7 protein-coding genes are annotated in these 12597 nt (G+C 64.7%); 4 read left to right on the top strand and 3 right to left on the bottom strand.

Annotated elements, in window-relative coordinates; all coding sequences use genetic code 11:
- The first annotated feature begins 16 nt into the window (after window positions 1–16).
- Window positions 17–895, top strand: a complete 879-nt coding sequence (locus tag AAG799_RS08020) for an SDR family oxidoreductase (protein ID WP_341895296.1) — start codon at window positions 17–19, stop codon at window positions 893–895.
- A 169-nt stretch (window positions 896–1064) separates the two neighbouring features.
- On the top strand, window positions 1065–2495 hold the full coding sequence (locus tag AAG799_RS08015) for an aspartate ammonia-lyase (protein WP_341895295.1): 1431 nt from the start codon (window positions 1065–1067) through the stop codon (window positions 2493–2495).
- 34 nt (window positions 2496–2529) lie between these two features.
- Here the strand turns inward: AAG799_RS08015 and AAG799_RS08010 are convergent, their stop codons facing one another.
- Entirely contained in the window at window positions 2530–3777 is a 1248-nt protein-coding gene (locus AAG799_RS08010) for an MFS transporter (protein WP_341895294.1), read from the bottom strand.
- Window positions 3778–3989: 212 nt separating this feature from the next.
- On the opposite strand from AAG799_RS08010, the gene AAG799_RS08005 reads away from it, so the two are divergent.
- A complete protein-coding gene (locus AAG799_RS08005; protein WP_341895293.1) occupies window positions 3990–5675 on the top strand; it encodes a tannase/feruloyl esterase family alpha/beta hydrolase in 1686 nt (561 codons plus the stop codon).
- On the opposite strand, the gene AAG799_RS08000 is transcribed toward AAG799_RS08005, so the two are convergent.
- Together AAG799_RS08000 and AAG799_RS07995 are read right to left on the bottom strand one after the other, a co-directional pair.
- The gene (locus AAG799_RS08000; protein ID WP_341895292.1) at window positions 5672–6535 is read right to left on the bottom strand and encodes an acyl-CoA dehydrogenase; all 864 of its coding nucleotides are present in this window, start codon (window positions 6533–6535) and stop codon (window positions 5672–5674) included. The genes AAG799_RS08005 and AAG799_RS08000 overlap by 4 nt on opposite strands.
- Before the next feature lie 15 nt (window positions 6536–6550).
- On the bottom strand, window positions 6551–10021 hold the full coding sequence (locus AAG799_RS07995) for a hypothetical protein (RefSeq protein WP_341895291.1): 3471 nt from the start codon (window positions 10019–10021) through the stop codon (window positions 6551–6553).
- Between the two features lie 584 nt (window positions 10022–10605).
- Between AAG799_RS07995 and AAG799_RS07990 the strand changes: the two genes are divergently transcribed.
- The gene (locus AAG799_RS07990; RefSeq protein WP_341895290.1) at window positions 10606–12540 is read left to right on the top strand and encodes a ribonucleoside-diphosphate reductase subunit alpha; all 1935 of its coding nucleotides are present in this window, start codon (window positions 10606–10608) and stop codon (window positions 12538–12540) included.
- Window positions 12541–12597: the final 57 nt, after the last annotated feature.

The following is a 12597-nucleotide window of genomic DNA, read 5'->3' as shown; positions in this document are numbered from 1 at the left end:
GAATATGGGAGGCGACATGTTTCGCAATGATCTGTTCCAGGGCAAACGCATCCTGATCACCGGCGGCGGCACCGGGCTGGGCAAGGCCATGGCACGCCGGCTGATGGAACTCGGCGCCGAACTGCATATCTGTGGCCGGCGCGATGGCGTGCTGCAGGAAACGGCGAAGGAACTCACCGCCGAAACCGGTGGCAAAATATACGGCCATGCCTGCGATATCCGTGTGGCGCAGGCGGTGGACGAGATGGTGCAGGCGATCTGGGACGCGCATGGCCCGCTGGACAGCCTGGTCAACAACGCCGCCGGCAATTTCATCGCCCGCACCGAAGACCTCAGCCCGCGCGGCTTCGATGCCATCGCCAATATCGTGCTGCATGGTAGCTTCTACGTCACCCAAGCGGTGGGCAAGCGCTGGATCGCCGCCAAACGCGGCGGCAGCGTGGTGTCCATTGTCACCACCTGGGTCTGGACCGGTTCGGCTTTCGTGATCCCGTCTGCCATGTCGAAGGCCGGCATCGCGGCAATGACACAGTCGCTGGCCGTGGAATGGGGACCGAAGGGCATTCGCCTGAATGCCATCGCGCCCGGCCCCTTCCCCACCGAAGGCATGACCAAGCGACTGGCACCGACCGAAGCCCTGGAGAAACGTATGATCGGCGCGATCCCGATGCGCCGCGTCGGCGATCTGCCGGAACTGGCCAATCTCGCCGCCTTCCTGCTGGCCGATGATGTGGCCTACCTCACCGGCGAGGTGATCGCCATCGACGGCGGCCAGTGGCTCAATTCGGCCGGCGGCTTTGGCGCGCTGACCGACCTTAACGATGCCGAATGGCAGGATATCCGCGAAAGCATCGCCGCGACCAATGCCAAGGACAAGGCACAGCGCACGGTATGACGCCGAGCCCTGCCCATAAGCCGCGCTGATCGGGCCCGATGCATTAGTTGCATGGGAAACCATAGGTATTTCAATGAAATATACTATGCCGAGGGCTTCGCTTTGACGTAACGGCAAGGCAGAATGATGTGCGTTCGATCCGCAGCATCAACAGCACATAGAGGCAAAAATGAGCAGCGATCCGGCAACCCGCATGGAGCATGACTCGCTCGGCGAGATGGCCATTCCCGCCGCCGCCTATTTCGGCATCCAGACCCAGCGCGCGCTCGACAACTTCCATATCTCCGGTATCGGCATCAATCACTACCCGAACCTGATCCGCGCGTTTGGCATGGTGAAGAAAGCCTGTGCTGCCGCCAACAAGAAGCTGGGCTATCTGGAGCCTGAAAAATACAAGGGCATCGCCAAGGCCTGCGATGAACTGATCGACGGCAAGCTGCATGAATGGTTCACCATCGACGTGTTTCAGGGTGGCGCCGGCACTTCCACCAACATGAATGTCAACGAGGTGGTGGCCAATCGCGGCCTGGAACTGATGGGCTTCCACAAGGGCGAATACAGCCATCTGCACCCCAATGACGACGTCAACCTGTCGCAGTCGACCAATGACGTCTACCCCACCGCCGTGCGGCTGGGCGTGATCCTCAGCCATGCCGAGCTGATGAAGGCGCTGGATGGCCTGGCTTATGAATTCCGCCAGCGCGGCGTCGAATTCGCCGATGTCATCAAGCTGGGCCGCACCCAGCTGCAGGATGCCGTACCGATGACATTGGGCCAGGAATTCGAGGCCTTTGCCATCAACATCAAGGAAGACGTGGCGCGCGGCGACGAGATCATCAAGCTGTTCCGCGAGATCAACCTGGGCGGCACGGCGGTCGGCACCGGTATCAACACCGAGCCGGAATATTCCAACCTTGCGATTGAGGAACTGACTCGTATCTGCGGCATTGAGATGGTGCGCGCGGCCAACCTGATCGAGGCGAGCTGGGACATGGGCGCCTTCGTGCTCTATTCCGGCATGCTCAAGCGCATCGCCGTCAAGCTCAGCAAGATCGCCAATGACCTGCGCTTGCTCTCGTCCGGCCCACGCGGCGGCCTGAATGAAATCTCGCTGCCGCCGATGCAGCCGGGCTCCTCCATCATGCCCGGCAAAGTCAATCCGGTGATCCCCGAAGTGGTCAACCAGGTCTGCTTCCAGGTGATCGGCAACGATATCACGGTGACCATGGCGGCCGAGGCCGGGCAATTACAGTTGAACGTGATGGAGCCGGTAATCGTCTACAATGTGCTGAATTCGATGCAGCTGCTGTCGCGCGCCGCCCGCACGCTGGCCGAGAAATGCGTGTCGGGAATCCAGGCCAATGTGGAACAAGCGAAGCGCCATGTCGAGGCCAGTGTTGGCATCGTCACTGCGCTCAATCCCTATATCGGCTACGAGAAATCGGCCTGGCTGGCCAAGGAAGCGCTCAAGACCGGGCGCACGGTGCGCGAACTCTGCATCGAGAAAGCCTGGCTGACCGAGGCGCAACTCGACGATATCCTCGATGTCGCCAAGCTGACTGCACCGCGCCGGCGCGGCCGCAAGATCGTGGCGCCCTAACCGTAATAGGGCGCAGTAGCGCTCCAATAAAGCGTTAGAGCCCCCGGATCAGGTCGCGGCGGCTGTTCCACACCGTTGCCAGCCAGAAGGCCGCAAGGCCGCCGCAGCTGACCGCCAGCGCGATCCACAGCACCGGGCCATAGCCACCGAAGGCCTCCCATAGCAGGGCGAAGGCCACGGCGGCGGTGGTGCGCGGCAGCGTCACGGCCATCGTCAGCGCGCCCGTGGCCGCGCCATAGCCATAGGCGCCGAGATACTCGATCACGCTGTTGGCCCGCACCAGCGTCAGCATGCCCGTCGCCATGCCATAGAGCACGGCGAAGATCACCAGGGCCGGAACACCCCACCATGCGCTGAGCACCAGCATGGCCACGCCCAGCGATGTCAGGCCGAAAGCAATACGGCCAAAGCCGGCGGTGGAAATGCGTGTGGCAACCATCAGCAACACGAAACGCGCCAGCACCTGGCTCGGCCCATGCATGGCCATGATGCCGACGATCAGGCTCATCGCATAGCCGTTTTCCAGCAACAGCGGGATGGTATGGAAGGTGATGCCGTTGCCGACAAAGGTGTGCACGCTGAAGGCCGCCACCAGCGCCCAGAAAATACGGTCGCCAAGGATCTGCCGGAGCGGCAGGCGCACAGGCGCAAGACCGGCGCTGCCGGCATCCGGTTTCCGGCGACTGCCACGAATGCCGCGCAACACCCATGCACTGACCAGGCCGGGGATCATGAAATGGATCGCCGCGACGATCATGATCGCCGGACGCCAGCCCAGCGTTTCGCTGAACAGCGTAATGAAGGGAATTGCCGTCGAGGAGGAAAAGCCGCTGAGCAGCGAGATCATGGTGATGCCGCGCCGGTGGTCGGTCAGGTTCGACACCACGATGTTGTAGGCGCTTTCACTCAACGTGCAGGCATGGACGAGACCCAGGCCGGCCCAGACGATGTAAAACATCGGCAGCGAAGAGGTCATCGACCAGATGGCCAGCAGCACCGCACCGCCGGTCGCCCCCAGCACCATGAACCAGTAGCCGCCGAAACGGTCGATCAGCGCGCCAATCGGCAGCGCCATGATGCTGGCAACCAGCAGGTTGACCGTGAGGCCGGCATTGATTTCCACCTTCGACCAGCCGAGTTCCTGCTCCATCGGCAGGGTCACCACGGCGAGCGAATAATACAGCGACCCCCAGGACACCATCTGGCCGAGCGCCAGTCCCCAGATCAGCAGATGGGGCGTGACAGGTGGGCGATCCCCTGATGAAACGGAGAGGGAGGACATTGAACTGGTCCGGAAGCGACGAGAGCGAGGGCTGGCGAATCAAACGGTGGCGAATGGTTGAACACTATCATGCTGTGGCAACTCCGTGACGTGCGATATTCGCATGACCGCACGGCTTTCTGCGCAGTGCAGCATGCAATCGTTTTGACTCATAACAGCCTTGCGCCTAGCCTTCAGCGCAGGCCGCAGATAAGCGGCCACTGGAGGAAACCATGTCCGCGCTGCCTCGTCTGGCGGTTCTCGCCGCTGTTCCTGCCGTTGCCCTGCTGCTGTCTGCCTGCGCCGCCACGCCGCCGCGCGATCCGGCATTGGCCTGCGCCGATCTGAAGCGCCCGATCGATGCCGGCGCCATCGGCCTGCAGACGCGCGGTGCGGTCATCGAATCCGCCACCCTGACCCAACCCCAGGCGGCAGCGGCCATCACCAACCCGCCATTCGCGCCGACACCGCCCGAGATGATCGTGCCTGCCATGCCCGAGCATTGCCGCGTGATCGGCGCCATCGCATCGGTCGATCCGCAGGCACCGCCGATCCGCTTCCAGGTCAACCTGCCAAGCCAGTGGAACGGCCACTCGCTGCAATATGGCGGCGGCGGCTTCAACGGCGTGCTGATCACCGGCCTGACCATGCCGCCCGCGGCCCGCCCGGATAAACCGCATCCTCTGGCGCGCGGCTATGTCACCTATGGCACCGATTCCGGCCACCAGAACGCGCCAAATGTGCCGCTGCAGGCCTTTGCACTGAATGACGAGGCCCTGGTCAACTTCTCGCATGCCTCCTACAAGAAGGTGCGCGATGTGGCGGTCGAGCTGATGAAGCGGCGCTACGGCAAGGCGCCGGAGAAACTGTACTTCTTCGGCAGCTCCGAGGGCGGCCGTGAAGGCCTCACCATGGCCCAGCGTTATCCCAACGATTTCGATGGCATCTTCAGTCGCGTACCGGTGATCAACTGGGTCGGACTCCAGGCTGCCGGCACCCGCATGGGCATCGCGCTCACCCAGGGCTGGATCAGCCCCGACAAGGTGAAGCTGGTGCATGATGCCGTGCTGGCGACCTGCGACGACCGCGACGGCCTGAAGGACGGCATCGTCAGCGATCATGAGGGCTGCAAGCGCATCTTCGATGTCAGCCGCCTGCGCTGCGCCGGCCCGAGCAATCCGATGTGCCTGACCGAGGCCGAAATCCGCTCGGTGCAGACGCTGCACAGTTCGGTGAACTTCAATTTCGATCTTGCCAATGGCGTGCGCAGCTATCCCGGCTTCGGCACCGGCGGCGAGGCCTGGGCCGGCACCGGCCCGGTCGGCGGCTGGGTCAGCTGGCAGACCGGCACCGCGCCGCCCACTGTGCCCGCCACCAATGCCAGCAGCCGCGCCTGGCTTTATGGCAGCGGCGCGATCCAGTATTTCCTCGCCCGGGATGCGAATTACGATCCGCGCCAGTACACGCCCGACAGTTTCCGCGAGCGCGCGCAGGTGATTTCCGGCCTGATGGATTCCACCAATCCCGATCTCAGCACCTTCGCCAATCGCGGCGGCAAGCTGGTGGTGGCCGAACAGATGGCCGATTACGCCCAGAGCCCCTATGCCGGCATCCAGTATTACCAGTCGGTGGTGCAGAAGATGGGCCAGCCAGTGGTGGATCGCTTCATGCGCCTGTATGTCACGCCGGGCGCCGACCATGTCGGCACTGGCGCGCCGTCGGCAGTCGATATGCTGGAGGTGGTGAGTGACTGGGTGGAGAAAGGCCGCGCGCCAGGCAACCTAGTGCAGAGCGCGCACCAGTCGGTACCGCCCTTTGCCATCACCATGTCACGGCCGATGTGCCGCTATCCGATGTTTCCGCGCTATCGTAGCGGCGACGTTAATGCGGCAGCCAGCTTCGAGTGCGTGATGCCTTAGGCGAATTCGGCCTCGGCCGTCATCGCCAGCGCGCCATCGGCATCGGCGATCCACAGGCTGAGCGATCCGTCATGTGCGTTTTTTGCGCGCAGCTGGAAGGGCTGGCCGTCGATCACCGGGCGGCGGCCACGGAAGCTGAACCTCTTCAACCCCTGCCCCGGCCGCAGACTGGTGGCGAAATCGACCAGCAGGGTCGCCAGCAGCGGGCCATGCACCACCAGGCCGCGATAGCCTTCCACGTCGCGCGCATAGTCGCGGTCGTAATGGATGCGGTGGCTGTTATAGGTGAGCGCCGAATAGCGAAACAGCAGCACCGGATCGGCTGTGAAGCCGGCCTGCCACTGGTAATCGCCGGACGCCGTGTCGGGCTCGGCCAGTTTGGTACCCGGCAGTTCCTCGCGATAGACGATGTCATGCCGGTCGGTGACAGCCACGGTATCGGCATCGAAGATATCGTGGCGCACGGTGACAAACACCAGCCGGCCGCTGCGGCCGCTTTTTTCCTCGATGGATTCCACGGTGGAGAGCCGGCGCGTCGGCATGCCCAGCATCAGCGGACGATGGAATTCCAGCCGGCTGCCGGCCCACATGCGGCGCGTCTGGCTGCCGCCCCATAGCTTGGCCACATCGGGCAGGAAGCCACCAAGCGCCGGATGACCGTCGCGGCCGAGCCGGGCGCGCTCTGCCGCCTGCCAGAAATACAGCCAGTGCCGCAGCGGTGGCAGCCGCGTCTCATTCACCAGATGCTCGTCCGGCTGATCGAGCGCCCGTGCCAGCGCCACACAGCGTTCGGGCAAAAAAAGATCGGCGGCCTCATCCTGGCCGCCGATCCAATCTTTCAGCGATGTCTTCTCGGCCATGCCGACAGTCTAGCTTTACTGCCGCGATTTGCCCACTGCCTCGCGCAGCAGCAGGTAGACCTTGCCGATATCGGCGGTGACAAAGGCCGAGGTCAGCAGTTCTTCATGCTCCACGCCCTTGGCGCCGGCCAGCACGCGCTCGAACTCGGCGACATAGCGGTCAGTGAAGTCGCGGAACTCGCCATTCTCCTGATACTTGTCGCGAATCTTGTCGAGATCGCGCTGGTCGATCAGCTTGCGGGTGAACAGGCCGCGCTCGCCCTTGTAGTAGCGGCGCCACAGCTCTTCCGACAGGTCGCGGTTCAGCAGCCGCGAGATATCGATGGCCATCGAGTTGAGATGGCCGGTGATGAAGGCCGCGGTCTTGAGGAACTGCTCGCCGCGCAGGGCCTGGGTGGCCTTGCGCAGGGATTCGGCCTCGATGCTGGCGGTGCGGGCGGCTTCGGCCAGGGCCTTTGAATCGGCCTTGAGGCTGGCTTCGGCCGAGGCGGCTTCGGTGGCGGCGCGGGCTGCCGACGACGCCAGCTCCTGGGCACGCTGGCCAAGGATGTCGGCGGTCTCGGCCGCGCGCGCGGTGGCGCGGTCGGTGACGGCGCCGAATTCGGTGCCGGTGCGGGCCATGCGCTCGCCGATCTCGGCCACCTTCTCGCTGAGGCGGGCGGCGCGGGTATCGACCTCGTCGGCCTGGCGACGGAAGCCGTCGCTCATCCGGTCGGTCTGCTTCATCGCGTCCTCGACGATGTTGGCCAGTTCGCGCGTGCGGTTGCGCAGCACTTCGCTGGCATCGTCGATACGACCCGAGGCATTGCCGACCGCGAGGTTGATCTCGCGGGCGCGGGCATCGAAGGTCGAGCCGACCTGTTCGACGCGGTTGACCGCCTCGTCCGACACGCGGGCGACTTCCTGGGCCTGGCGGCGGAAGCTGTCGCCGATATTGGCGGTCTTGAGGATCGCCGCATCGGAGGCTTCGGCCAGTTCCTGCACACGGCCGCGGAAATTCTCGCGGATGCTTTCGGCCTGACGGGTCAGCTCGCTCGACAGCGAAGTCAGCGCGCCGGCCTGTTCATGGATGGTGCTGCGCAGTTCCAGCGTGCGGTCGACCACACTCTGCGCCGCATCGCCCAGCTCGACCGAGCGGATGCGCGCCGTATCGCCGGCCGTGTTGATGCTGCCGGTCGCCTTCTCGGCGGCGGCATTCAGGGCGACAGCTTCGATCTGCGCCTTGTCGCTCATCGCCACCAGGGCCGAGGTCTGCGCTGTTGCCCTTTCGGCCAGCGTCGCCATTGCCTCGGCCACCTTCTCGGCCAGCTCCTGCAGGTCCTTGGCCCGCGCCTGCGCGGCACTGCCGGCGAGCTGCGATTCCATCGCCGCACGCTCGGAGGCGGCGCTCAGCGCATGGGCCTGCACCTGCGCGGTCTCGCTCACCTGATGCAGGCGCTGCGCCGCACGTTCGGCGGCGGCCTGCAGCTGCACGGCATCCTGACCGGCGCTTTCGCCGGCCGAGCGCAGCCGCTGGGCGGTGCGGGCGGCAGCCTGGTCGAGCCCATCGACCTGGTCGCGCACAGCAGTGCCGGTTTCGGAGATGCGCTTGGCAACGCCATCGATGGTGACGCCGAACTGCTCGGCATGGCCGCGCAGCAGGGCACCGGCGGCGCCGACCTGATCGTCGGTGCGCAGCGTCGCCTGGGCGAGCAGCGCATTGGCCTGCACCATGGTTTCCTGCACCTGTGCCGCCATGGCGAGTGCGTCGCGGCCCGACTGTGCCAGAGTTTCGATCCGGGCGCGGATGCTCTCGTCGGCTTCGCCGATCTTGTCGAGCGCACGGCCGGCGGTTTCATCCAGCGTATCGGCGCGCTGCTTCAGCTCGTCGCCGGTGCGCATGGCGCGGTCGGCGATCTGCTGCAGGGTCTGCGTCATGTTGGCGCCTTCGCGGCGCAGCGCATCGCCGGCCTGAGCCAGCCGCTGGTCGGCCAGTTCGGCGGCCGAGCCGAGCTGGTCGGCCTGATGGCGCACCAGATCGCCGGTCAGCTTGAGGCGCTGCTCGGCCTGGGTGGCGGCTTCGGCAAAGGCATCGGCCTGGCGGGTGGCGGAGGCACCGGCCTGTTCCAGCGCACTGGTGCGGCCACGCATGTCGTCGCTGGCAACCCGCAGGCGTTCGGCCACGCGGGCGCCCTGGTCATCCAGGGTGCCGACTTCGGAGCGGATCGTCTCGCCGATATCGCGGATACGGCTGATCGTGGTGCCGGTGGCTTGCTCGATCTCGCGCACGCGCTCGCGCAGCACGGTGCCGGCGGCCTCGGCGCTATCGATCACCTTCTGGCTGGCGCTGCTGAACACCAGGCTTTCACGGCCGAAGCTCTCGCTGGCGGCGGTGGCACGCGCCACGGTCACTTCGGCAGCGGTGGTGATGGTCTGTGCGGATTCGGCAAAACTGAGCCCGATGCGGCCGGCCTCGCCGCTGGCGCGGGTGACCGACTGTTCGAGGGCGACAATCTTCTGTTCCAGCTGTTCGGTGATCTGCTGCGCCACTTCGGCGGCGCGGTTCACCGCCTGGTCCATCAACTCGCCATGGCGGCGCGACAGTTCGTCGACGCGCTCGTTCTGGAACTGGATCGCCGAGGTGATGCGGGCGATTTCGGTGGCCTTGCCCTGGAAAATCCCGCGCGCGGTTTCCACCTCGCGCACGATCACATCGGCAGCCTGCAGCAGCACCTGCGCCTGAGTCGAAACAGTCTGGCCCAGGCCGGTGACCTTGGCATTCATTTCGCTGCCGACCTTGTCGGCAGCATCGACCAGGGCGCGGCTCTGCTCTTCAAAGCGGCCGGCCAGGCCCTTCACGGTATTGTCGAGATCGCGGTTGACCTGTTCGGCCGCCGCCAGCAGCGATTGCGAGGACTGGTTCAGCGTGCCGGTGATCTGGCGTGCCTGCAGGGCAACCTGCTCGCCGGCACCGGCGGCGGCGGCGATCAGCACCTGCTGCTGGCCGGCCATGGTCTCGCCCAGCGTGGCGATCCTGTCGGTGGCACTCTGGGCCGCCTCTTCCATCTCGCGGGCCTGGCGACGCAGCGCACCGGCCAGCGCCGAGACGCGGCGCTCGGCTTCCGGGGTGGGATAGCTCAGGTCCAGCAGCAATTCATGCAGGGCGGCGGCCTGGCGCTTGATCGCCATGCCGCGCCACATGTTGAGCAGCATCAGCCAGAGGAAGGCGAGCGGCGCGGCGACACCGGCGATGAAGGCGCCGATCTCGTGCGGCAGCGCATGCCACAGGTTGGCCCAGCCGATCGAATTGTTGATGTAGGTGGCGCAGAACAGCACCCACAGCAGGCTGATGCCTGCCCCGATGCCGACCATGATCAGCCGCCGGCGTTCGAGCATAGGCGTGCCCACCAGGGCAGCGGCGCGGTTGTCCGCCTCGGCCAGAGCCTGTTCGCTCGCCGACTTTGCGGCATTGGCGGCCATATCGGCGCGCGGATGTTTGATCAGCATCGCAACCTCCCCCGGCAGGCCCGGAATATCCCGGCCCGTACGGATCGCGTGTCATTCCGCAATTGGACTTTCACATCATAGACGTACAAAGACCCGGCGCGAGGCGGAAAACCCGCGCCGGTAGCACACAATATTTAGGGGTCCAATGGTTAACGCCGCCTTGCCTGGACCGGTCAAAGCCGCTCAAACCGGAGTCGAAAGTCGCCCTGTGGATAGCGGGGATAACCTTTTTCGCACACCCCGGAAAATGCCCACCGTGCGCGACACGGCATAAAATCAGGGGGTTCACGCTACTGAGAGTCCGTCAATGAGTTTTTTTACAGTCGTGTCACATACACTGTATTGACCCTCTTTTAACGATGAGTACCATATGTAGTGTTCGTTGGACCTGTTTCGTGACGACGCTGCGCCGCCTTCGGAAGCCCGATTTGGGGCCTTTTTGTGGGATTTCGAAGGTGAAAGGGCGGGGTGCGCGGCCGCCGGGACAGAGCAACGGACGGAACCTTTGGATTCATAGACGACGGCCGGCCCGGCCCACCCTGATTCAGGGATGGCCCGACCGCGATAATGAGGGGACACAATCCGTGCTCAACACTCTGCAAACCGAACGCGGTATCCGTATCGACGTTGACCGTAGCCGCGACCGTCTCCTCACCGATTTCGGCAAGGCCACCCTGGACGATCGCTACCTGCTGCCCGGCGAGTCCTACCAGGACCTGTTCGCCCGCGTCGCCGGCCACTATGCCGACGACACCGCCCATGCCCAGCGGATGTACAATTACATCAGCAAGCTCTGGTTCATGCCGGCGACCCCGGTGCTGTCGAATGGCGGCACCAACCGCGGCCTGCCGATCAGCTGCTTCCTTAACGAAGCCAATGACAGCCTGGACGGCATCCTTGGCCTGTGGAACGAGAATGTCTGGCTGGCGGCCCGCGGCGGCGGCATCGGCAGCTACTGGGGCAACCTGCGCTCGATCGGCGAAAAGGTCGGTCAGAACGGCAAGACCTCGGGCATCATCCCCTTCATCCGCGTGATGGACAGCCTGACGCTGGCAATCAGCCAGGGCTCGCTGCGCCGCGGTTCGGCCGCCTGCTACCTGCCGGTCGACCACCCGGAAATCGAGGAATTCATCGAAATCCGCCGTCCGACCGGCGGCGACCCGAACCGCAAGGCGCTGAACCTGCATAACGGCATCCTGATCTCGGACGCCTTCATGCGCGCAGTGGAAGCCGACGAACAGTGGGCCCTGCTGAGCCCGCATGACCAGACCGTGCAGCGCACCGTTTCGGCCCGCGCGCTGTGGATCCGCATTCTCACCGCCCGCATCGAGACCGGCGAGCCCTACCTGGTCTATATCGACCATGTGAACCGCGCCCTGCCGGAACAGCACAAGCTGGCCGGCCTGCGGGTCAAGACCTCGAACCTGTGCAGCGAGATCACGCTGCCGACCGGCATCGACCATCATGGCCAGCAGCGCACCGCCGTGTGCTGCCTGTCGTCGCTCAACCTCGAATACTTCCATGAGTGGAAGGAACACCCGGTGTTCATCGAGGATTGCCTGCGTTTCCTCGACAACGTGCTGAGCGACTTCATCGCCAATGCGCCCGACAGCATGAGCAAGGCGCGCTATGCCGCCGAGCGCGAGCGTTCGGTCGGCCTGGGCGTGATGGGCTTCCACTCCTTCCTGCAGGCCAATGGCGTGCCGTGGGAAAGCGTGATGGCCAAGGTGTGGAACCGCACCATCTTCAAGCATGTGAAGGACCAGTCCGACACCGCCTCGCGCAAGCTGGCGGAAGAGCGCGGCGCCTGCCTCGATGCCGCCGAATACGGCATCATGGAGCGTTTCTCGCACAAGATCGCGATTGCGCCGACCGCATCGATCTCGATCATCGCCGGCGGCGCCTCGCCCGGCATCGAGCCGAACGTGGCCAATGCCTTCACGCACAAGACGCTGTCGGGCTCCTTCTCGGTGCGCAACCGCTATCTTGAGAAGACGCTGGAACAGTATGAGAAGAATGACGACGACACCTGGTCGTCGATCACCACCAATGGCGGCTCGGTGCAGCATCTCGACTTCCTCAACGAGGACGAGAAGGCCGTGTTCCGCACCGCGTTTGAGATCGACCAGCGCTGGCTGATCGACCTCGCCGCCGACCGCACGCCCTATATCTGCCAGGCGCAGAGCCTGAACATCTTCCTGCCGGCCAATGTGCATAAGCGCGATCTGCACCAGATCCACTTCCAGGCCTGGAAGAAGGGCGTGAAGAGCCTCTACTACTGCCGCTCGCTGTCGATCCAGCGCGCCGAAACGGTGTCGGGCCAGTCGGCCATCGAGAAGACCAACGTGGTCACCATCCCGCTGGTCGGCAAGATCAACGACGGCGAGCGCCCCATGGGCATTCCCGGGGGCATGCCGGAGCTGGAGCCGGAACTGCCGCTGGTTGCCATGGCGGCGGCCACCGCTGCCGGCGGTCCGCGCGAAGCCGTCGATTACGACGAGTGCCTGTCCTGCCAGTAAAACGGCAGCAGCCTGGATGAAGATTGCGGCCCGGGAGACACCCGGGCCGTTTTCATT

Source organism: Ferrovibrio terrae, from assembly GCF_943371255.1.
Taxonomy (GTDB): Bacteria; Pseudomonadota; Alphaproteobacteria; order Ferrovibrionales; family Ferrovibrionaceae; genus Ferrovibrio; species Ferrovibrio terrae_B.
Note: the sequence above shows the minus strand (reverse complement) of the source record. Positions and strands in the feature narration are given on the sequence as shown.

What these genes read in the sequence shown, in the direction of transcription:
- AAG799_RS08020 (WP_341895296.1), top strand. Translation starts at nt 17, where the DNA reads ATGTTTCGCAATGATCTGTTCCAGGGCAAACGCATCCTGATCACCGGC.
- AAG799_RS08015 (WP_341895295.1), top strand. Translation starts at nt 1,065, where the DNA reads ATGAGCAGCGATCCGGCAACCCGCATGGAGCATGACTCGCTCGGCGAG.
- AAG799_RS08010 (WP_341895294.1), bottom strand. Translation starts at nt 3,777, where the DNA reads ATGTCCTCCCTCTCCGTTTCATCAGGGGATCGCCCACCTGTCACGCCC.
- AAG799_RS08005 (WP_341895293.1), top strand. Translation starts at nt 3,990, where the DNA reads ATGTCCGCGCTGCCTCGTCTGGCGGTTCTCGCCGCTGTTCCTGCCGTT.
- AAG799_RS08000 (WP_341895292.1), bottom strand. Translation starts at nt 6,535, where the DNA reads ATGGCCGAGAAGACATCGCTGAAAGATTGGATCGGCGGCCAGGATGAG.
- AAG799_RS07995 (WP_341895291.1), bottom strand. Translation starts at nt 10,021, where the DNA reads ATGCTGATCAAACATCCGCGCGCCGATATGGCCGCCAATGCCGCAAAG.